Origin of the sequence: Microbacterium sp. W4I20, from assembly GCF_030816505.1 — a bacterium.
Lineage (GTDB): Bacteria > Actinomycetota > Actinomycetes > Actinomycetales > Microbacteriaceae > Microbacterium.
In genome coordinates, this window is the sequence record NZ_JAUSYB010000001.1 from 966,709 (window position 1) to 987,675 (window position 20,967).

Genomic DNA, 20,967 nt, shown 5'->3' on the forward strand with positions numbered 1-20,967 from the left:
ATGTGGATTCAGATCGTCCTGATCGCCGCCATCGTGGTGCTCGCGGTCTTCATGATGCGCCGAACCGGCGCGGACAGCCACCTCGCCATCAGGCGGCTGCTCATGGGCCTGTTCGTCGTGGCCGCCGTACTCTCGGTGCTGTTCCCGCAATGGCTGACCTGGCTCGCAGGCCTCGTGGGCGTCGGCCGTGGCACCGACCTGGTGCTCTACGCCCTCATCCTGATGTTCCTGGCTTTCGTGTACTCGCAGTACCGCCGCAACATCGCTCTGCAGCGCCAGCTGACTCTCCTCGCCCGGAAGATCGCCCTACTCGAGGCGTCCGAGAACGAGAAGGACTCTACTCACAACCGGTGACCCGGTAGAGGACGGCATCTCCGACGCGGTCCTCCTCGGTCAGGATCGGTGACCGCGCGAGATCGTGCAGGCCGTCGTAGGTCGTGTAGTGGTTCTTGAACAGCACGGTCTCGCCGAAGTCGAGTGCATGAGTCACGCCGAGTCGTTCAATGGCATCGCACACGCTGGCGCTGCCGTCGGCCAGGTACCGCGCGAGTGTCGAGGCATCACTTCCGTATCGTCCGGTCACGTGGGGGAACACCACCGCGTGGCCGGTGTAGGAGTACAGAAGCCCTGCGCCGGTGAGCGGGTCGCCGATGACGAGGCTGTCGTCCGGCAGCTCCTCGTCGATCTTCTCGAAGAGTGCCGCTTCATCGGGCGACAATCCCTGAGACGCCTCTCCGAACTGGAAGCTCACGCCGCGCATGTAGCCCAGGTCGTTGCGCAGCGCCAGCAGATGGGTCGCGCCGGCGACGGCCAGCACTGCCACCATCGCGATCACTGCACGGCGATGACCCGCCGTCCACCGACGACGAAGCCAGTCCATCACCACCGCGGCCCCGAGCGCCGCGAGAGGGAGCCCCCAGATCGCGATCAGCGCGCCGACACGCGTCGTGTCGTCGTACCAGATGCCGACGAACGCACTGCGTACCGACAAGAGCGGAAACCACGCCGCCATCAGGAAGAAGAAGATGCTCACGGCGTAGGAGGCGAGGATCCACCAGGTCCGATCCTTCACCAGCCGCCAGATTCCGATGCCGGCGAGGGGGCCGAGGAGCAGGCCCGCCGCGCGGCCGACAGGGCTGAGGAAGGCGACCTCGCCCACAGCTTGCGCCATGGACGCCGTCGGTCGCCATTCATTGGTGGTGACGTTCGCCGCGATCCAGACGGCTCCGAGCGCTGCCAGCCCGACCACGACGGCGATGGCCATCACCACACGGGTGGCGACTCCGCCGGCACGCGCCGTGAGCCACGCGCGCCAGATCAGATACGGGACGAGCAAGGCGATCGCCCCCAGCAGGGCCGACGGATGGGCGAGCGCCACGGCGCCGGCAGCGGCGACCGCGACGAGGATGCGCAGCGTCCGTTCCGACCAGCGGAGTCCCGCCTCGAACGCGATCACGACGGCGGCGAGGAGGATCGGGATGAGGGCTGTTCCCAGCAGGTTGGGGTAGAGCACACCCCAGTTCAGGAATCCAAGCGGGAAGACGCTGAATCCGAGACCCACCACGGGAGCCCAGGCTGCGGCAGACGGCCTGCTGGGGAAGACCACCGCAGTGAGCGCCGCGAGACCGAGGGACCACACGACCGCGATGACCACCACGGTCGTGACGTTGGTCGCCGCCACGATGCTTCCCGCGACCGGCACCAGGAGAGCGACGATCGCGTGCCAGAGAGTCGGATAGAACGAGGTGTCGGTCTGGGGCACCACCATCGTCATGTGCAGTGGTGAGGCGTTTCCGGTGGCTGTGATGAACTCGACCGCATTCAGATGGAAGAGCCCGTCGTACAGCTGCGTGGGGTTGTCCGGGTCGCCGATCCCGAACGCGACGATGACGACCCACGCGACGAATGCCGCCGCCACACCGATCCACACGCCGGAGCGCTGACCGATCGCGGCCGGCGGCGGGACGACGGCACGCCGGCCGAGCAGGTGCAATGCTCCCGCGATGATCCAGACCGCGACCGCGACGACGACGACGGGCAGCAGACTCCAGCGCATTCCCAGCAGCGGCGCCACCAGGGTCGCCGCGCCGAGCACGCTGAGGGAGACACCGACCGCCGCAGCGACCCGCACGACACCGCGGACTCCACGCAGCGCCAGTCCGACGGGCAGGCCGGGGACGACCAGGATCGCGAGAGTGGCGGCGAGCGCCGGCACCTGTCCGATCCAGTCGATCACGCGTCCACCAGGGCGATGGCGCCCTCGACCTCACCGTCGTAGACGACCTGGCCCTTGTTGATCACGATGCCGCGGTTGCACAGCTCCCGCACCATCTCCATGTCATGGCTGACAACCACGAGGGTCTTGCCCTCGGCGATGAGTTCCTCGAACTTCAGGCGGCACTTCTCCCGGAACGGCGCGTCGCCCACCGAGAGGATCTCGTCGACGAGCAGCACGTCGAGCTCGACGTGGATCGCGACGGAGAAAGCCAGCCGCATGAACATCCCAGAGGAGTAGTGCTTGACCTCCTGGTCGATGAACTGCTCGATCTCGCTGAATGCCACGATCTCGTCGTAGCGCGCCTCGATCTCGTGCCTCTTCATGCCCAGGATCGCCGCGTTGAGGAACACGTTCTCGCGCCCGGAGAGCTCCGGGTGGAAACCCGCACCCACCTCGATGAGTCCTGCGACGCGGCCGCGGGTCAAGACCTGACCGTCGTCCGGCTCCATGACACCCGAGATGAGCTTGAGCAGGGTCGACTTCCCCGACCCGTTGAAGCCGAGGATCGCGACCGACTCCCCCTCGCCGATCACGACGTCCACGCCCTTGAGCGCTTCGAACTGGCTCGTGAGCTTGCGTCGCTTGATCCAGGACACGACCGTGTCCTTGAGGGAGAACGCGTGATTGAGGGTGAAGCGCTTGCGCACCCCGTCGATGATGATGCTCGGTTTGATGGCCGTCTGCTCGCTCATAGGTCTTGCGCGAACCTTCCCTCGAGACGTCGGAAGACGAACTGACCGAACAGCAGCGTGGCGACCGCGATCAGGAACGTCCAGAGTGTGTTCCATGCAAGGCCGGGCGGGACGGCGATCATCGCCTCTCCGACATAGCCGGACGCGGAGACCATGCCCTCGGTGGCGGGGCGCCAGAACGCATAGTGGAAGAGCTCCACTCCCTGAGTGATCGGGTTGAGCATGTAGAGCTCGACGATCCACTGCGGCCAGCCGAGGCGGTCGACGATCGCGTCCTGCACCTGAGTCCAGGCGTAGAGGACGGGCGACGCCCACGTCGCGAGGAGAAGAAGCAGCTCGACGATGTTCTCGGCGTCGCGGAAGCGCACGTTGACCGCGCCGAAGAAGAGCCCGAGCCCGAGGCTGAAGACCATCACGATGATCATGCCCGCGAGAATCGCCAGCACCGACAGGATCGAGACGTGCGCGATCCACCCCATCAGCAGGCAGACGATGAGCAGTAGTCCGACCTGGGGAAGGAAGTGGACGAACGCGACGATCACAGCTGACACGGCGAAGAGCTGGCGCGGGAGGAACACCTTGCGCACCAGCGGGGCGTTCCCGACGATCGACGATGTCGCGTTCTTGAACCCCTCGGAGAAGAGATTGATCATGACGATGCCGGAGAACAGGTACACCGCATAGTTGGGAAGGCCTCGGTCGAGGTCCATGAAGATCCCGAGGACCACCCAGAAGACGAGGAATTGCGCGGCGGGTCGGACATACGACCAGGTCCAACCGAGCACCGAGTTGCGGTAGCGCGTCGTGACGCCGGTGCGCACCAGCAGGTTCAGCAGATAGCGCCAGCGCACGATATCGATCAGGCCCCGGCTCTTTCCCGGGGTGTCGAAGTCGGAACGCGGGACGGCGGCGAAAAGATCTCGGGTTACAGTCACAGGCCCACTCATTCGGCGACGGCGACGGGGGCCGCCTCGGTGATGCTCAGTTTACGACACCCGACCTGAAGGCTCGGGTAATGACCACGCTCGTCCGCCGTCGTCACGGTCCGAGCCGCGGGAGAAGCTCGCCGAGCCATCGGCGGTAGCCGGCGACCGAATCCGGCGCCCATAGCGCCGGATCGGGCTCCCCGACGACAACTCCCCCGTCGGCGAGCGCGTGAATCCGCCCCGCTGCCTCGACGGCCGTGCGGACGCGCGTCCCGAACGCATCGCCGACGATGGTGGAGGCGAAGGAGTTCTCGCGCGCGATCACCTCGCATCCGAAGGCAGCGGCTTCGAAGAGGACCGTGCTCGCGACGCCGACCACGGCTCGCGTTTCAGCGAGCGAGTCGTATACGTCCGGATTCCGGTCGATGGCGATGCCGGAGTGTGCGGCGATCGCCGGATACCGCTCCGCGACTGCTGCGGACTCCGCGGGATGCGGGCGGAAGACCACGCTCCACGCCTCATGCAGAGCCCCGCGAAGCTCCGTCACGAACCGGTCCGTCTCTTCGGGGTCGGCGCGGGAGGAGATCACGAGGAGCTGACGACGTCGGACCGAGGGAGCCGATCGGGCCACCTCTTCCAGGTGAGGCTTCCCGATGGCCGTCGTCTTCGCCGGCAGGCGCAGGCCTTCGGACCAGAACTCGCCGAACGTCAGAAGTTCGTCCGGAAGTGCGCGCCGGAGCGAGGCGTCCTCGAACGCGCGGCCGTAGTTGTAAGCGGCGTGGGAGGGGCCGATCCAACCGTGCTGCGGTTCGACGACGTAGGCGCCTGCATCCTTGAACACGCCGACCGCCTCGCCGTTGTACGTGTAGGAGGCAGTGTCCATGATCACCAACCGGGGCCGCACGCGACGCACCACGCGACGCAGGGAGGCGAGCTCGTGAGGGCGGTGCGCCTCGGTTCGAAGCACGCGAGCGCGGAGCGGCACGAGCTGCGCGGGCTGCAGCCCGAGCTCTTCCGCGAAGAACGCGAGGAGGCGGTCGACGGTCTGGACGGTCTCGACCGGAGGCACGTACCTGCGAGCCCACAGCCGCGCCCGCGCGGTGGCACCCTCCATGCTGAGCGTCGGCGAGAACGAGGGAACGCCCATCGCGGTCGGCAGCGGGCGTCGTTGGATCACGAGCGCATCGTCGGTCGACTCCGCGAAAGACTCGACGAGCCAGTTCCGGGCGCGTCCACCGCGGGGTGCCAGGGTTCCGCCACCCACGTAGAAGATCACGTCGTGTCGGCGCGCGCGCTGGACTGCGTCCCAGCGATTCGGCAAGAAGGCTTTCGCCAGCCGCGTCAGTTCTCCTCGTCGGGTCCAGTTGTCGCTGGCCACCGCGACGCTGCCGGTGCTCTCCTCGGAGAGCATCCAGCCCAATTGCATCCGCACCTGCGCCCAGAACGGCACGGTCGCTCCCGGAAGCGCCTCGAACAGTTCCCGTGGAGCAGCGTCCTCCAGATCAAGGATTTTCTGAGTAGCCGCCGTCGTGCGGAGCGAAGAGCTGCTCACAGATCGACTCGCTGCGCCATGAGCCACTCGACGATGCGGAAGTCGAACTCGCTGTCGACGTCGATCGAGCGGTCCGACGGCATCTCATAGAGGATCGTGGAGGGGAAGAAGACGACCTGATCATCAAGAAGCGACTCGCGACGCCAGACGTAGATGGATCCGTTCATATCGAAGCAGCGAGGCGCGTCCTGACGCCGGAGAACGGCGTCGTCGGGCTTCTTGCTTACTCCGACCGTGCCGTCGGAATGCTCCTCGACGAGGTTGAAGTAGGGGTTGCGGCGAGCTTCTGCTCCGGTGATGAGCGACTCGACATCGGCGGCCTCGAACATCGCGACCGCCGCGCGGATGTCATCGACGGTGCGGAGAGGGCTCGTGGCGTCGAGATCCACGCACACGTCGTACCGGCTGCCGGTGCGCTTTTCCGTCGAGCGGACCGCATGTGCGATCGCGGAAACCTTGCCGGCGGTGTCCGTCGCCATCTCGGGCGGCCTGCGGACGACACCCGTCGCGCCGAAGCTCGGTGCGAGATCGAGAATCTCCTCGGAGTCGCTGGACACCACGATCTCGTCGAACAGGCCCGTGGCTACGGCCTGAGCGACCGAGTGCCCGAAGAGCGGACGTCCGGCCACGATGCGGAGGTTCTTCCCCGGGACCCCCTTCGACCCCGCGCGGACCGTGATCGTGCAGATCCTCATCGTCGTCTCCGTTCCCACGCCTGACGGGCGCGCTCGAGGTCCTCCGGGCGGCCCACGTCGATCCACTCCTCGTGGATCTCGAATGCTCCGACACGCCGACCGTCATCCATGAGCCGGCCGAGCAGCGTCGGCATGTCGCAGTACTCGTCGGCCGCGAGCGTCTCGAGTGCTACGGGCTCGAGCACGTAGATGCCCGCGCTGACGAGCTCGCTGTGATACGGCTTCTCGGCGAGCGCGATCACGTCATCGCCTTCTCGCCTGATGACTCCGAAGGGTATCTCGAACCCGTACTCGCGAGCGCCGATCGTCGCTGCCGCCCCCGTGCCCTCGTGGAAGGTGAGCATCCGGCGGAGGTCGACCTGCGTGAGGAGGTCGGAGTTCATCACGACGAACGGCACCTCGATCGCGTCTCGCAGCTGGGCCAGCGCTCCGGCAGTGCCCAACGGCGCGGGCTCATGGAGGTAGGTGATCTCGAGATCCAGCGCCGTACCCTCGCCGAGGTGCTCCTCGATGAGGTGACCGAGGTGATTCACTGAGACGTGGACCCGACGGAACCCTTGATCGTGCAGGCGTCCCAGGATGATGTCGATCATCGGCACATCGCCGAGCGGCACGAGCGGCTTCGGGATGTCCTTCGTGATCGGGTACAGGCGCTGACCTCGCCCGCCCGCCATCAGCACGACGGGGGTCTCGAGCGGAGTCGCGATGCGCCCTTGCTCTCCCACGACGTCGATCATCCGCCCTTCGCCGTCTACCACGGCCACCACTCGGATGCCGCGACGCGACTTGAGCGCATCGACGTGCTCCTGGCTGGCCGTCAGAGAGACCGTGGCAGGCTCGCGATTCATGATGCCTCCGACGCTGTCCTCGAGCGCGGATCCGGAGAGGAGGCCCCGGCGGATGTCACCGTCGCTCACTGCGCCTACGAGGCGTCCTGCGGCATCCTCCACGAAGACCACCTGGAGTCCGCCCCGATCGAGCTGCATGAGGGCCGTTCGGATGCTCGTATCCGGGCCGATGACGAGCACCTGCCTGTCAATCATGTCCGCCTGTCCTCTTGTCGATGAGTTCTCCCCGTCGGTAGGAACGCGTCGCCGGTGCGCCGACCACGTCCCAGTAATCGAAGGTCGTCCGACCCGACGCGGGACGGAAGCACGCCACGGCTGCCTCCGTCACGATGTCGCCCTCAGCGATCTCCCTCGCCGCCACCAGGCTGCGCCGGACGACGGCACGGTTGCCCTCCTCGACGGGCTGGCACCGCTTCTCAGCCGACCCCAGCATGACCGGTACTCGTCGGAGGTCGGCCACGTAGGCGCGCAGACCGTCGGGATCGAGGGAAGCGGCGTGATCCGGGCCCTCAGCCTTCACATCGAAGGTGAAGTGCTTCTCGACCACCACCGCGCCGAGGCCCACCGCGAGGACCGAAGCGAGCGAGCCGAGGGAGTGGTCCGAGTAGCCGACACGATGACCGAAGGTCGAAGCGATCGTCTGCATTGCTTGGAGATTCAGATGCGCGTCGGCGGCTGGGTATTCGGTCGTGCAGTGCAAGATCGTGACGTGCTGGGAGAACTCGAGACGAGCATCGCGTCGGCTCCACGCCTGGTCCAGGACCTCCTCGGTGATACGAGAAGAAGTGTCCAGAATCCCGTTCGCCTGCGCCAGACCAGCGGCGATGAAGCGCAGCGCACGCTCGATCTCGGGCATTTCTGCCATCCCGGTGGAGAGGATCACGGGCAGTCCGGTGCGCCCCGCCGCGACCAGCAGGGGCACGAACGTGAGGTCGCCCGAGGCGATCTTGACCATCGGAATCCCCAGTTCGGCGACGAGGAAGTCGAGACCCGCGACATCGAACGCGGTGGAGAGGAACTGGATGCCTTGTGCGTCGCAGCGCTCGCGAAGCTCGCGGAACTCCTCCCGGCTCAGTTCGAGCTGACGCAGCAGGTCGTGCTGGGAGCGGCTGTCGTCCTCCGAAGTCCGCTGATAGTCGGCGAGCGCCGCAGTATCCAGGGCGAGATTGTCGGCCGAGAAGGTCTGGAACTTGACCGCGTCCGCGCCGGCGGAGGCGGCGAGGTCGATCAGCTCTTTGGCGGTGGCAAGGGAGCCGTTGTGATTCACGCCGGCTTCGGCGATGACGAAGACACCATCGGTCATGAGTGCGGCTTCTCCTCGAGGTCGTGGAATCTTTTCCGGGGCGGTCGCGGGATGGCGGAATCGCGCAGAGTCTGTGTGGTGAGCGCTGCGAAACCCGGCCCGCCGAAGATCGCCGTGCCCTCGACGCTCGCCGGGCTGCTGATCGCAACGCGCACGGCATCAGCGATGGCGCCGCGGTCCGGCGACGGCGAGGCGACGCTCGCGGAGACCGGCCGCCCCTTCTGCCGGTCGCCGATCAGAACGGACGGAATGCCGAGAACCGGCGCCTCCAGCACCGTGCTGGAAGAGTTCCCGGCGACGACCGCCGCGGCCGCCATCACGCTCAGATAGGCGACCTGGCCGAAGGATTCGACGAAGTCCACCCGCTCGGGGTGCGCGGCCACGAACTCCCCGATCCGGCGACGGACATCCGCAGTGCCGATGTCTGAGTTCGATCCGGTGATGACGATATGCAGGCCGTCGACGTCGAGGAGCCCCGCTAGGAGCTCGTCGAGAAGCACCTCGGGAGACTCGACGTCCATGACCGCGGGGTGGAACGTCACGAGAGCCGTCTGCTTCGGAAGTCGGATGCCGAATCTTGCAGCGACCTGCTCGCGCGGGAGCAGCTCGAGCGCATTCAGCGCGTCGACGATCGGCGCACCGTGGAAGTGCACACGCCCCGGTTCCTCGCCGAGTTGGATCACCCGGCGCCGGTGGTCCTCGGTAGAGGTGAAATGCAGATAGGCCATCTTTGTCAGGGAGTGACGCAGCGCATCGTCCATGGCCCCTTCGGTGAGTTCTCCGCCGTGGATGTGGGCGATCGGGATGGAGAGGATCGTAGCGGCCGCCGCGGCAGCGAATGCCTCGAGCCGGTCGCCGAGGACGACGAGGACATCCGGTTCGAGCTCGATCAGAGCCTCGGCATAGCGCGGAAGAGCCCTCCCCACGTCGGCGGCCACCGCACTCCGGGTGTCCGCCTCCGACCAGATCGGAACGGAAGCGGCGATCGGCAGACCGTCCGCCACGATCTCGGTCTCGGTGCGCCCGAACGCATCAATCAGATGCGTGCCCGTCACGATGATGCGGAGGTCGAGCTCCGGGTCCGCATCGATCTCGCGCAGCAGCCCCCGGAGCAGACCATAGTCGGCGCGGGTACCGGTGAGAACCGCGACCCTCCTCATACCGCCGCCAATGCCGGCGAGCTGGGGATGCAGACCACGCTCGAGTGCAGCGCTTCCGCGACCGGCGTCGGAGCGTGCGGAAGGTGCCGATACGGGGCCTGCAGATGCAGCAGATTCCAGAACGGGCGGCACTGCAGGCCCGCATCGTTCGTCGCCTCAAGCAGCTCGTCGCGGCGATCCAGTCCGCCGGCTGCGCGGACCGCGCAGAGCCAGTAGTTACTCTCCGTCCCGCCGGGCTCAGCGAGGAACGTCACGTCGGCGACGTCGGCGAAAGCATCTCGATAGCGGTCCGCGAGACGGCGCTTCGCGGCGAGGAAATCGGGTAGCCGTTCGAGCTGTGCCACCCCCAGCGCGGCATTGAGGTTGGGCATCCGGAAGTTGTACGCGACCTCATCGTGCTCGAACTCCCAGCGGTGCGCCAGCTTGGCCGTCGTCGTGAGGTGGCGCGCGCGCAGGGCGAGCTCCTCGTCATCGGTCAGGATCATTCCCCCGCCGCCCGTGGTGAGGATCTTGTTGCCGTTGAAGCTGAGGATGCCGAGCGCCCCGAACGTCCCGGTGTGCTGTGCGCCGACCCGGCTTCCCAGCGATTCGGCGGCGTCTTCGACCACGGGAACCCCGAACGCGTCCGCGAGTTGCAGGAGTTCGACGATGCGCATCGGGTGTCCCAGGGTGTGCATCGGCACGACCGCGCCGATACGGCGACCTGTTGCGGCGTTGATGAGCCCCTCCGGGGTCGGTCGCGCCGCTCGCAACACCTGGCCGACCGCATCCACCGACAGTCCGAGGGTCTCTTCATCGCTGTCGACGAAATACGGTTGCGCCCTCGCGTGAGAGACGGCGTTCGCCGTCGCGATGAACGACAGTGCGGGGACGATGACATCATCCCCGGGGGCGACTCCGGCGAGCTCCAGTGCGACCTGTAGCGCCGACGTCCCGTTCGACACGGCGATGCCGTATGCCGCGCCGGTGAAGGCGGCGATGCCCTTCTCGAACTCTCCGACGAAGCTCCCGACGCTCGACACGAAGGTGGAGTCGAGACATTCCCTCACGCGGTGCTTCTCGGCCTCCGCAATGTCGGGGATGTGCAGCCCGACGAAGGGCTCGTCACCGACCACGTCACGGATGGTCCGGACGAATGCCTCGGCGCTGCTCATACGACGTACGCGTCGGTGCGGTACCGGGCGAGGTTCGCCGGGTCTGTGAACCACTCCGCCGTGGCGCGGAGCCCCTCGCGGAAACCTTCGATGCCTTCATGGCGCGGGCTCCAGCCGAGGATCTCACGGGCCTTCGTGTTGTCGGAGAACAACCGCTCGACCTCGGAGCTGGCCGGCCGCAGGCGGGACGGGTCCTCGGTCGCGGTCGCATCGACGCCCATCACCTCGGCGATCAGGTCGAAGGTCTGGCCGATCGACACCTCGAAGCCGGCACCGAGGTTGATGACCTCGCCGACGCCCGCGGTGCTCGTGAGCGCCGTCGTGAACCCGGAGACGGTGTCGGGAACGTACGTGAAGTCGCGCGAAGGCGTGATGGCGCCGAGCTGGATCTCGCGCTTCCCCGCGGCGAGTTGACTGATGATCGTCGGAATGACCGCGCGCGCGGACTGGCGGGGACCGAAGGTGTTGAAGGGCCGGATCGTCACTGTCGGGAGGCCGAAGGATGCGTGGTACGAGTTCACCATCTGATCAGCGGCGATCTTCGAAGCGGAGTACGGGGACTGCCCCTGCAGGGGGTGCCCCTCGTCCATCGGGACATAGCGGGCCGTGCCGTACACCTCGCTCGTCGAGGTGTGGATGAAGCGGCTGATGTCCGCCGCGCGAGCAGCGTTCAGGAGATTCAGCGTGCCCTGGATGTTCGTCTGGACATACAGGTCGGGAGCCGCGTAGGAATACGGGATCGCGATCAGCGCAGCAAGGTGCAGGACGGCGTCACGGTCCCGTACTGCCGACATCATGAGCGCCGGATCCCGCACATCCCCCGGGAGGAACTCGATCTGCGACGCGATCTCCGGATCGATGCCGTCGAGCCAGCCCCGGGAGTCGAACGAGTTGTAGAGCACGAGCGCCCGGACATCATGGCCGTCTCTGACGAGTTGCTCCGCGAGGTGCGATCCGATGAATCCGTCAGCTCCTGTGAGCAGTACCTTCATGCTGCCAGTCTATCCGAGCGCTCCTCGCCGCTACCTGGTGTAAGACAGGGTCCCGTTGGCGAACGACTGGGTGCACTTCGTCGACGAGCACGTTTCAGCGCTCGTCGGCCAGCCGAGGTCTCCGCGGATCCAGCCGCGAGCGCTGTACAGCTTCATCATCGCGCTCGACGACGCGAAGGTTCCGTAGGAGGAGGAGTGGATCCACCCCCCGGTGAACGCCTGCCCGAATCCGTTGCCGTTCGGGTCAGTCACCACAGTCACGTCGCGGTCCGCGAACCCGAGCATGCTCTTGGCGCCGCCCATGGACGTGTAGAGCTGAGAGATCTTCGCGTTCGACGTGGTCAGGACGACCGCTTCTTGCGTACCCTGCACGCGAATGGCGCCGTTCACGAAGGCCTGCCGGCAGATCCCATCGGCACAGGCTTCCGCACCGACCGGCCACCCCAGCGATCCGCGGATCCAGCCGGCCGGGCTGAACACCTGCATGATGGTGGTCGAGGACGTGAAGGTGCCGTAGCCAGAAGAGTGGATCCAGCCGCCGTCGAACTTCTGCGCGAAGCCGTTGCCGTTCTTGTCGGTGATCGTCTGCACAGACCCCGCCGCCTGCCCGAGGAAGCCCGCAGCGCCACCGGCCGCCTGATACGCCTTCTGGATGGCCTGGTTCTGCCCCGTCAGGATCGCCACCGCCGCTGAGCCGGACTGGTACCGGATGGTGCCTCCTGCGAACGACTGCGCGCAGGCGCCGGAAGCACACGTCTCGGCCCCCGTCGGCCAGCCGAGCGGTCCGCGCAACCACCCGGCGGCGCTGTACGCCTTCATGATCGCTGCGGAGGAGGCGAACGAGCCGCTCGCCGACGAGTGGATCCAGCCACCGTCGAACTTCTGTGCGACGCCGTTGCCGTTCTTGTCGGTGACTGTCGTCTCCGCGCCCGTCGGCCAGCCGAGCGCACCTCGGAGCCAGCCCGCGGCGCTGTACGCGGTCATGATCCGCGTCGACGAGGAGAACGATCCGGCATCCGACGAATGGATCCAGCCACCGGTGAACTGCTGAGTCACACCGTTGCCGTTCGGATCGGTGACCGCGGTCTCCGCCCCCGTCGGCCACCCCAGTGCGCCTCGGACCCAGCCGGACGCGCTGTACGCGGTCATGATCCGTGCGGACGAGGCGAAAGTGCCCTTGGCCGAGGAGTGGATCCAGCCGTTCACGAAGCGCTGCGCGTCGCCGTTGCCGTTCGCATCGGTCACGTGCTGGACCACCCCGGAGGGCGCCCCGATCCACCCCGAAAGCCCGCCGAGCGACTGGTGGAGGGTACGGATTGCCGCGGTGATCTTGGTACCATCCGACCCTGCCGTCGCGGCTGTCAGGCTGCCCTTGGCGAACGGCTGCGTGCATCCGAGGTCTGTGCACTTCTCTGCACCGGTGGGCCAGCCGAGCGACCCGCGCACCCAGCCGGCGGCCGAGTAGAGCGCCATGATCTGAGCGGAGCTCGCGAAGGTTCCGCGCGCGCTGGAGTGGATCCAGCCGCCGGCGAACTGCTGGGCATAGCCGTTGCCGTTCGCGTCGGTCACCCGTTTCACCGGCTGCAGCGGGTACCCCAGTGGGCCTGTCGCGCCGCCGGAGGCCTGGTACACCGTGCGGATGGCAGAGTTCGTCACGTCGGCCGCAGGACCGGCGGGCTCACCCTTCTTGAACTGCAGCACCCCGCCTTGGAACGGCTGCGAGCATACTGTCGAGGTGCAGGTCTCCGGCCCTGTGGGCCATCCGAACGCCCCGCGCACCCACCCGACCTTGCTGTAGGCGGTCATGATCGTCGCGGACGATGCGAACGTACCGGCCGCGGAGGAATGGATCCAGCCCCCCTCGAATCTCTGCGCGAAGCCGTCGCCGTTCGGGTCCACGATGCTCTGCACAGGCGAGACGGCGTAGGCGAGCGGTCCGCCTGATCCGCCCTGCGCGGTGTAGACCGTCTTGATCTGCTGGTTATCCACCGCCGGGACGACGTAGGCCGGCTGTCCCGCCGGGTACCGGATCAGTCCTCCCGCGAACGACTGACCACACATCTGCGATCCGCAGGTTTCTCTGCTCGTGGGCCAGCCCAGGGGCCCGCGAAGCCATCCGGCGGCGCTGTATGCCGTCATGACGCTTCGCCCCGAGGCGAACGTGCCCTTCGTCGAGGAATGGATCCACCCCGTCGCGAACTCCTGGGAGATGCCGTCGCCGTTGGGATCGGTGATCGCCTTCGGAGTCGCAGTCGGATATCCGAGTTTGCCGGTGAGCCCGCCCTGTGCGACGTACTCGGTGTAGACCGCGCCGTAGACGGTGATCGGACCGAGGGCGCGCGTCCAGGTGATGACACCCTTCGCGTAGTTCCAGGTGCACCGCGCGGTGGCTGCCGTGCAGTTCGGCTGCGCGCCCGCAGCTCCGAGCACACCGGACGCGCCGCCGAGCTTGGTGTGCAGACGTGAGATCTCGCCGAGCGGATCCACGGTCTGGGTCGATCCGAACCAGTCAGTGAAGTAGTTGTAGAAGTTCCGGTTGCCGTACGCGGAGCAGCTGTTGCCCTCGCCGTAACCGGCACGAAGTGCGGCCGCGTTCGGCTGGTACGGGGTGTAGTAGTACAGCGCCGACGTCGCCTTGTTGGCGACGCGCACCGGTGACGAACCGCACGAGGCGTTCGGGTTGTAGAGGATGTTCCACGTCTTCCCGGGTGCGTACCACTGGAACCACTTGCCTTCCATGTAGATCTGCATCTGACGCGCGGCGCCGTAGATCTGGTGGAAGAAACCGATGTAGTTCGGGTCGCACGGCGCGGTGTCCGGGCAGCCCTGGCCCAGCGCGATGTTGAACCGCCAGGCGCTCGGCCAGGTGTGTGTGATCAGGCCCTGCTCCTTCTGGAGCATCACGATGAGCACCTGGGGATTGATGTTGCAGGATTGCGCCACTCGGTAGATGATCCGCGCGGCCGACTCGTTCGCGGCGCCCGTGTACCCGTCGCAGTACGCGTCGGCGGGACGCGTCACGGAGCTGATCCGGAAATCCTTGAGGCAGACGATCTGTTTGCCGTCCTCATCCTTCCCACCGAGGCAGCGCGCCACCTTGCTGCTGAAGAAGCTCTGGATCTGCGCTTCGCTCATCGTGCCGCTGTTGGTGAATGTCGCGTCGCTGATGATGTTGCCTGCGTTGAATCCGACGAGAGAAGTCTTGACGATGCCCGCGGCCGCAGGGTCGACGGATGCCCGCGCGAGGTGCGCGCTGCTCGTCGAGGAAACGGAAGCCGATGCGGCGGTGGCGGGGACCACCGTGCCGATCATCAGGGCGGAGGCAGCGAGGAAACAAGTGAGGAGCTGGGCGACCCTCAGAGTGTTTCGAGAGCGTGGGGCACGTCGAGACATGTGACCAGTGTGACGGAAGTTGCAGGATGGTGCCACTGTTACTGAGAAATCGCCGCAAGAACCCGGCGTGTCGCACAGACCCGCAGGTAGCTCTCAGGAGATCAGAGGTCGGCGTGCAGAGCCCAGACGCGCTCGGCCGCGCTCGCCCACGAGAACGCACGGGAGCGGTCGTCGGCGAGCACGCTCAGGCGCGCGGACGCATCGCCCGTCGCATCCGCCACGGCCTCCGCCAACCCGTCCTCCGGCACGAGGACTCCGCCATCCGCGATGACGTCGCAGTGCGATCCGCTCTCCACAGCGATCACCGGGATGCCCAGGGCCATCGCCTCCACCGCACGCCACGGCCACGCGGCGATCGCGCTCGTCGCTGCGAACCCGGCTGCGCCGGCGAGCACTGCGGCACGATCGGCGGGCGACAGCGCACCGCGCACGTGGGCGCGCCGTTCAGGGAGCCCTGCGGCCGAGGCGATCTCGGCGAGACGCGGCTCCGCGCCCTCCCGTGCGTCGAGCACGACGGCATCGATCCCCGCCTCGACGGCACCTCGGAAGCCCTCGCTGAGCGTGGCCTCGGAGCCGGTCAGGACCACATAGCGGGCCGGAAGGGACAGCGCGACCCGTCGGTCGTCGGCGTCGTCCGGCACCGCGAAATCTCGCGGCGCCGCTCCGGCGATGACCCGGATGCGGTCACCGAGCTTGGCGAGTTCGGACAGCCGTTCCCCGATGGCGTGCGTGGGCACGACCACGGCGTCCGCGTGCTTGACCGCGCGGCGCAGCATCCCCCGCTGCCAGGCCACCACACCCTTGGGCAGCAGTTCGGGAGCGTCCCAGGCCCGCAGATCCCAGAGAGTCACAGTCGTCTGATCGTTGTCGTGCAGCCTGTCGTGCCGCACGAGCGGCGCCATCAGAGACGGTGCGTGGACGAGTCCTCCCCCGACGCCGGGCGCGATCCCGAGCTGCCAGGATCCCGCGAGCTCACGACGCCCGAGAGCGAGCGTGCGCACATCCGTGAGACCGCTGATCGGCACCTCTGCACCCGCCGGGACGATGGCCTCGACCGTGCAGCCGGACGGGGCCGTCGCCACCAATCCGATCGTCAGATCCACTGCAGCGGCCGCCTGATCGGGATCGACCACGTGCACAAGCTGATCCAGAACAACACGCAGTCGAGCACCCATGCGCTCAGGCTATCCTCGCCTCGCCCCTCCCCCGTGGAGCGCGACGCCGGATCCCCGTGAATGTCAGCGTTCCCACAGCATCCGGCACATGTCTCACGGACGTTCGTGCTTGAATGCTCTCGTGAGCGACGGTCGACTTCCCGTTCGGCGCCGATGGATCGGGTGGACCGTCGGCGTCGTGCTGACCCTGCTCGTGCTCGCCATCGGATGGGTCGCCATCCGAGGCATAGGCGCGGTGAGCGACCTGCAGCAGGTCGCGAAGGGTGCCTCCCAGTTGAAGAAGTCCATCGGCGATGGCGATCTCGACGGCGCGAAGCCGATCGCCGAGAGCATCGCGGCGAACGCGAGGTCCGCGCACGACCTCACCTCGGATCCGATCTGGCAGGCCTTCACACTGCTCCCCTGGCTCGGGCCCAACTTCGGCGCGGTGAGCGAGATCGCCGACATCGCCGACGACGTCTCGGATGGCGCCCTCGCGCCGCTGCTCGACGTCGCCGCCGACTTCGACCTGGCGGGCCTGGGCTTCAGCGACGGCGCGATCGATCTCGCACCGTTCGCCCAGATCGAGAAGCCTCTCGGTGCCGCCAGTTCAGCTCTCACCGACGCGCAGCTCCGCGCTCAACGCATCGATGCCGGTGCCACGCTCCCTCCCCTCGCCGACGCGGTGGGAGAGCTGCGGTCATCCGTCACGCAGGCCGCGACGGTGGTCGGGTCCCTGCACGGCGCATCGGTGCTGCTGCCGACCATGCTCGGCGGTGAGGGTCCGCGCGACTACGTCCTGGCGATGCAGAACAACGCGGAGCTCCGCTCATCCGGCGGAATCGTCGGCTCGATCGCCCTGTTGCACGCGGAGGACGGCAGGATCGAGTTGCAGAAGCAGGCGTCGACGAGCGACTTCCCGCCCCTCGACACAGCCCTTCCGCTGAGCGACTCGACCATCGCGCTGTTCGAGGACCGTCCGGGACGATACCTGCAGAACATCACCAACATCCCGGACTTCGCCGACGCGGGTGCGACGCTCGCCGCCCGGTGGACGGGGCGTTTCGGGGGGAAGGTCGACGGCGTCATCGCAGTGGACGCCATCGTCGCGAAACACCTGATGGGAGCGATCGGCGAGCTGAAGTTCGGCCCCTTCACCGCGACGGAGGACTCCGTGGTGGACATCCTGCTGTCGCAGGTGTACGCGACCATCTCCGACCCTGCCGTGCAGGACGACATCTTCGCCCAGGCGGCGAGAGGGCTCTTCGGTGTCGCTCTCTCCGGGGGCGACACTCCCGCGCTCCTCGGCGCCCTCGCCGAGTCCGCCTCCGAGGATCGGATCAGGATCTGGAGCGCGCACGAAGACGAGCAGTCGCTGCTGGCCTCGTCCGACCTCGGCGGGACGATCCCGGAGGACACCGCGGATGCGACCTACGTCGGGGTGCTGCTGAACGACACGACCGGCAGCAAGATGGACTACTACACGCGGGCCTCCGTGACGACGGCGGTCGGCACCTGCGACGGCGCGGCGACGACGCAGGTACGGGTCACCTGGAAGAGCACCGCCCCCGCAGATGCTGCGACGTCCTTGCCGGAGTACGTCACCGGCGGTGGCGTCTACGGCGTGCCGGCCGGCTCCGTGCGCACCCTCATCGCGGTCTACGGACCGGCAGGCGCCACGCCGTCCCATACCGACAGGGACGGCGCGGAGGAGGGCGTGCAGACCGCCCTGCTCGGCACCCGCTCGGTCGTGCAGCACGAGGTGCTCCTCGCCCCCGGCGAGTCGACGACCATCACCGTCGAGTTCCAGGGAGAGGGCGCGGGCGAGCGGCTCACGCAGGTGAACATGACCCCGATGATCGACCCTCCGAAGGCGACGCGCGAAGAGCTTCAGTGCAGTTCGTGACTTTCGCCGCCGAATAGGCTACTGTCGACTCACTGGGGAATATCTGGGCTCTGTCTTCCTGCCGTGGGGGCAGGATGAGCTCACGCAGTCGAATGCAGGGGTGTGTTCGGGTGCGATTCCGCGTGAAATTCTGGGGAGAATCATGCTGAAGAAACTGGCTGCAATCAGCCTTACTGCTGGCGCGCTGGTATTCATCGCGCCGACCGTCGCAACCGCCGCGCAGACTGTGCCGGCTGCAGAGTCCGACTCGTATGCGGGGACTCCCGGGGTGAAGGTCGGCGACCCGATCATCGACACCTGCGAGGTCTCGACCGTCGTCTTCGGCGCGGGCTACTTCCTGCCGTCCGAGACCGTCAACGTGAATGTCTCCGGCCTGAACGCCGGGGGCGCCTCGGTGTCGGGGAACACGGCTTCAGCCGACGGTGGCCTGACGGTCACGTTCCGCCCGCCGGCGGATGGCGAAGGCTCGTACACGCTCGCCTTCGGGGGATCGCGTCCGTACACCGCGACCATCACGGTCTCGCACGGTCAGGACGCTGCAGCCAACTGCGGCCACGACCCTGCGGTCGCGCCGGCCGGCACTGAGATGCCGCTCACGGGCGGTACCGAGCTGGCTCTCACCGGTGGAAGCGTTTCGCCGTGGATGCTCGGTGGCGGAGCAGTCGCTCTCGTCGCCGGTGGCGCTCTGGTGGCCGCTGGGGCGGCCCGCCGCAAGCGCGCCTAGGTTCGACTGCCGCCTCGTGCGGTGGTCGACCGGACGACGGTGATCCCTCCCCCTCCGATCACCGTCGTCTGGTGTATCCGGTGACCGCGCCGGAAGCCCACGACCGTCTCCTTCATCTCGGGGAGACGGTCGTGGGCTGCGCCATGCCCGCGACCGATCACCGTCGCGGAGCCGCCACCGATCACGGTCCGGGAGCCGCGACCGATCACGGCTCGGGGGTGGGCGTCTCCGTCGGAGGGTGGAGCTTCTGCTGGACCATGTCGTGGATGAACCCGTAGTCAGGCTCGTGCTCGTCGACACCCGCCTCGGGAACGAGCTCGATCGTGGTGACCGGCTGCTTCTTGGCCTTGAGCATCAGGTCGAAGAACTCGGGCAGCTTGTCCTGAGGCAGGTCGGTGTTGATGAGCGCCGTTCCGGCCGCCGCGACCTCGTTGAACCGCGTGAGCACCGTCTGCGGCGTGAACTGGGACAGGATCGCCTCCTGGAGCTCCCGCTGCCGCTTCATGCGATCCCAGTCGCTGGTCGTGTAGCGCGAGCGCGCGTACCACTGCGCGGTGTCGCCGTCCATGTGCTGCTGGCCCGGCTCGATCCATCCGATCGCCCACGCGTCGACATCGTGCGGATCCACGCCGTCCGGAGGACCGCCCTTCGGGAGACGCTCGGTGACGTTGATGTCCACCCCGCCGAGCGCATCGACCAGATCGGCGAAGCCGTGCATGTCGACGAAGACGTAGTACGGGATCTCGATGCCGAGAACACCCTCGGCTGCATCCTTGGTCGCCTCGATACCGGGGTCCGAGCCGTGCGCCGCCGCGTCCGGATACAGCGATGCCCCGCCGTCCTCGCGGCAGATCTCCGCCGCGTTGCGCACGTGGTTCATCCATCCGTTCCAGCCGCAGGACGATGAGCTGTGTCCTTCGAACCCGTTGGGATACAGCGCCTGCATCGGGCTACCCTCGCTGAACGGGGCATTCGGAAGCTCGCGCGGGATGCCGGTGATCGTCACAGCGCCGGTGTCGGCGTTGACGGACACCACGGAGATGCTGTCGAACCGCATCGAATCGCGCCCGTCTCCGCTGTCGGCGCCCAGCAGGAGGATGTTGTAATACCCCTCGCTCGGGGGCAGACTCGGTCCGCTCTGGCCGAAGATGGTGCTGATCGTGCCTCGAGCCGAACCGACCGCGGTCGCCGCGTATCCGGCGCCACCGCCGACGAGGCCCAACAGCACCAGGGCCACGACGGGGATCGCGATGCGCGACGCGCCGGGCACCTTGACCAGACGGACGAGCCGCAGCGCGTCGAAGGTGAGAACGATCCAGAGCACGACGTACGCGACGAGCAGCACCTGCACCAGCGTGAGCACGGCCGCGGAGAACCACCCGCCGCCGATCGTCAACCAGAGCAGCACCGGACGTGCGAACAGTGCCAGGCCGGCGGCGACGATCACCAGGAACCACGCGAGCAGCGTGGCGCCGAGACCGAATCGCCCGAGGCGTCGATTCCCCGCCAGGACCTGCGCGGATCCGGGGACGAACAGGTTGAGCGCGACGAGCCACCATCCGCGCTTGGTCATCATGCCCGCATCTGCCGAGTCGGGATGCCGCAGCGGCCGGGTCTCGATGAGCGGGCGCGCGGTCGCGCGCGGTGGCGCGAGGGTCACAGCGAGTCCTTCAGCCGTTCGTTCTTGGCCTCGACCTGAGACTCGAGATCACGGGCGAAGGCCTCGATGCGATCAGCGAGATCGGAATCGGCTGCACCGAGGATCCGAGCAGCCAGCAGCCCGGCGTTGCGTGCGCCGCCGATCGAGACCGTGGCGACCGGGATGCCGGCGGGCATCTGCACGATCGAGAGCAGCGAGTCCATGCCGTCGAGGTAGGCGAGCGGCACCGGGACCCCCACGACGGGGAGGGCGGTCATCGATGCGACCATACCCGGGAGATGCGCCGCTCCCCCGGCTCCGGCGATGATCACCCGGATGCCGCGCCCTCGCGCCTCGCGCGCATACGACATCAGCTTGTCCGGGGTGCGGTGGGCCGACACGACCTCCACCTCATGCGGGATGCCGAACTCGGTGAGCGCCTGAGAGGCGTCGCTCATCACGCGCCAGTCGGAGTCGGATCCCATGATGACGCCGACCAGCGGCTCGGCAGCGGAGTGCAGTGGCTCGGTCACCTGATCAGGCTACGGTCT

General features: G+C 67.4%; 17 protein-coding genes. 3 read left to right on the forward strand and 14 right to left on the reverse strand.

Annotation, left to right across the window (positions count from 1 at the left end; all coding sequences use genetic code 11):
• A complete protein-coding gene (locus QFZ21_RS04780) occupies window positions 1-354 on the forward strand; it encodes a DUF2304 domain-containing protein (protein ID WP_307374942.1) in 354 nt (117 codons plus the stop codon).
• Here the strand turns inward: QFZ21_RS04780 and QFZ21_RS04785 are convergent.
• The 12 genes from QFZ21_RS04785 to QFZ21_RS04840 form a co-directional block, all read right to left on the reverse strand.
• The gene (locus QFZ21_RS04785; RefSeq protein WP_307374944.1) at window positions 338-2,236 is read right to left on the reverse strand and encodes a DUF6541 family protein; all 1,899 of its coding nucleotides are present in this window, start codon (window positions 2,234-2,236) and stop codon (window positions 338-340) included. The genes QFZ21_RS04780 and QFZ21_RS04785 overlap by 17 nt on opposite strands.
• Complete coding sequence (locus QFZ21_RS04790) at window positions 2,233-2,970, reverse strand: ABC transporter ATP-binding protein (protein WP_307374946.1); 738 nt, start codon at window positions 2,968-2,970, stop codon at window positions 2,233-2,235. The genes QFZ21_RS04785 and QFZ21_RS04790 overlap by 4 nt, the downstream gene beginning before the upstream one ends.
• Window positions 2,967-3,917, reverse strand: a complete 951-nt coding sequence (locus QFZ21_RS04795) for an ABC transporter permease (protein WP_373425995.1) — start codon at window positions 3,915-3,917, stop codon at window positions 2,967-2,969. Before QFZ21_RS04795 ends, QFZ21_RS04790 begins: the two co-directional genes overlap by 4 nt.
• Before the next feature lie 91 nt (window positions 3,918-4,008).
• Window positions 4,009-5,448, reverse strand: coding sequence for a hypothetical protein (locus tag QFZ21_RS04800; protein WP_307374950.1), 1,440 nt, complete (start codon window positions 5,446-5,448; stop codon window positions 4,009-4,011).
• Window positions 5,445-6,143 carry a cytidylyltransferase domain-containing protein gene (locus QFZ21_RS04805; RefSeq protein ID WP_307374952.1) on the reverse strand — a complete coding sequence of 233 codons (699 nt, stop codon included), beginning with the start codon at window positions 6,141-6,143 and terminating at the stop codon, window positions 5,445-5,447. Before QFZ21_RS04805 ends, QFZ21_RS04800 begins: the two co-directional genes overlap by 4 nt.
• Window positions 6,140-7,186, reverse strand: coding sequence for a nucleotidyltransferase family protein (locus QFZ21_RS04810; protein WP_307374954.1), 1,047 nt, complete (start codon window positions 7,184-7,186; stop codon window positions 6,140-6,142). The genes QFZ21_RS04805 and QFZ21_RS04810 overlap by 4 nt, the downstream gene beginning before the upstream one ends.
• Window positions 7,179-8,294 carry an N-acetylneuraminate synthase gene (gene neuB / locus QFZ21_RS04815; protein WP_307374956.1) on the reverse strand — a complete coding sequence of 372 codons (1,116 nt, stop codon included), beginning with the start codon at window positions 8,292-8,294 and terminating at the stop codon, window positions 7,179-7,181. The genes QFZ21_RS04810 and neuB overlap by 8 nt, the downstream gene beginning before the upstream one ends.
• Entirely contained in the window at window positions 8,291-9,454 is a 1,164-nt protein-coding gene (gene neuC / locus QFZ21_RS04820; protein WP_307374958.1) for a UDP-N-acetylglucosamine 2-epimerase, read from the reverse strand. Before neuC ends, neuB begins: the two co-directional genes overlap by 4 nt.
• The gene (locus QFZ21_RS04825) at window positions 9,451-10,608 is read right to left on the reverse strand and encodes a LegC family aminotransferase (RefSeq protein ID WP_307374959.1); all 1,158 of its coding nucleotides are present in this window, start codon (window positions 10,606-10,608) and stop codon (window positions 9,451-9,453) included. The genes neuC and QFZ21_RS04825 overlap by 4 nt, the downstream gene beginning before the upstream one ends.
• Window positions 10,605-11,600 carry a GDP-mannose 4,6-dehydratase gene (locus QFZ21_RS04830; protein WP_307374961.1) on the reverse strand — a complete coding sequence of 332 codons (996 nt, stop codon included), beginning with the start codon at window positions 11,598-11,600 and terminating at the stop codon, window positions 10,605-10,607. Before QFZ21_RS04830 ends, QFZ21_RS04825 begins: the two co-directional genes overlap by 4 nt.
• A gap of 30 nt (window positions 11,601-11,630) precedes the next feature.
• The gene (locus QFZ21_RS04835) at window positions 11,631-14,900 is read right to left on the reverse strand and encodes an LGFP repeat-containing protein (RefSeq protein ID WP_307374964.1); all 3,270 of its coding nucleotides are present in this window, start codon (window positions 14,898-14,900) and stop codon (window positions 11,631-11,633) included.
• A 194-nt stretch (window positions 14,901-15,094) separates the two neighbouring features.
• Window positions 15,095-16,168: a glycosyltransferase gene (locus QFZ21_RS04840; protein ID WP_307374966.1), complete on the reverse strand. Its 1,074-nt coding sequence runs from the start codon at window positions 16,166-16,168 to the stop codon at window positions 15,095-15,097.
• Window positions 16,169-16,289: 121 nt separating this feature from the next.
• Between QFZ21_RS04840 and QFZ21_RS04845 the strand changes: the two genes are divergently transcribed.
• On the forward strand, window positions 16,290-18,053 hold the full coding sequence (locus QFZ21_RS04845) for a DUF4012 domain-containing protein (RefSeq protein WP_307374967.1): 1,764 nt from the start codon (window positions 16,290-16,292) through the stop codon (window positions 18,051-18,053).
• Between the two features lie 142 nt (window positions 18,054-18,195).
• Window positions 18,196-18,777, forward strand: a complete 582-nt coding sequence (locus tag QFZ21_RS04850; protein WP_307374969.1) for a hypothetical protein — start codon at window positions 18,196-18,198, stop codon at window positions 18,775-18,777.
• A gap of 205 nt (window positions 18,778-18,982) precedes the next feature.
• Here QFZ21_RS04850 and QFZ21_RS04855 read toward each other — a convergent pair whose 3' ends face one another.
• On the reverse strand, window positions 18,983-20,437 hold the full coding sequence (locus tag QFZ21_RS04855) for an LCP family protein (RefSeq protein WP_307374970.1): 1,455 nt from the start codon (window positions 20,435-20,437) through the stop codon (window positions 18,983-18,985).
• Window positions 20,434-20,901 (reverse strand): 5-(carboxyamino)imidazole ribonucleotide mutase, encoded by a 468-nt coding sequence (gene purE, locus QFZ21_RS04860; RefSeq protein ID WP_307381216.1) that lies wholly within the window; start codon window positions 20,899-20,901, stop codon window positions 20,434-20,436. Before purE ends, QFZ21_RS04855 begins: the two co-directional genes overlap by 4 nt.
• Window positions 20,902-20,967 lie beyond the last annotated feature (66 nt).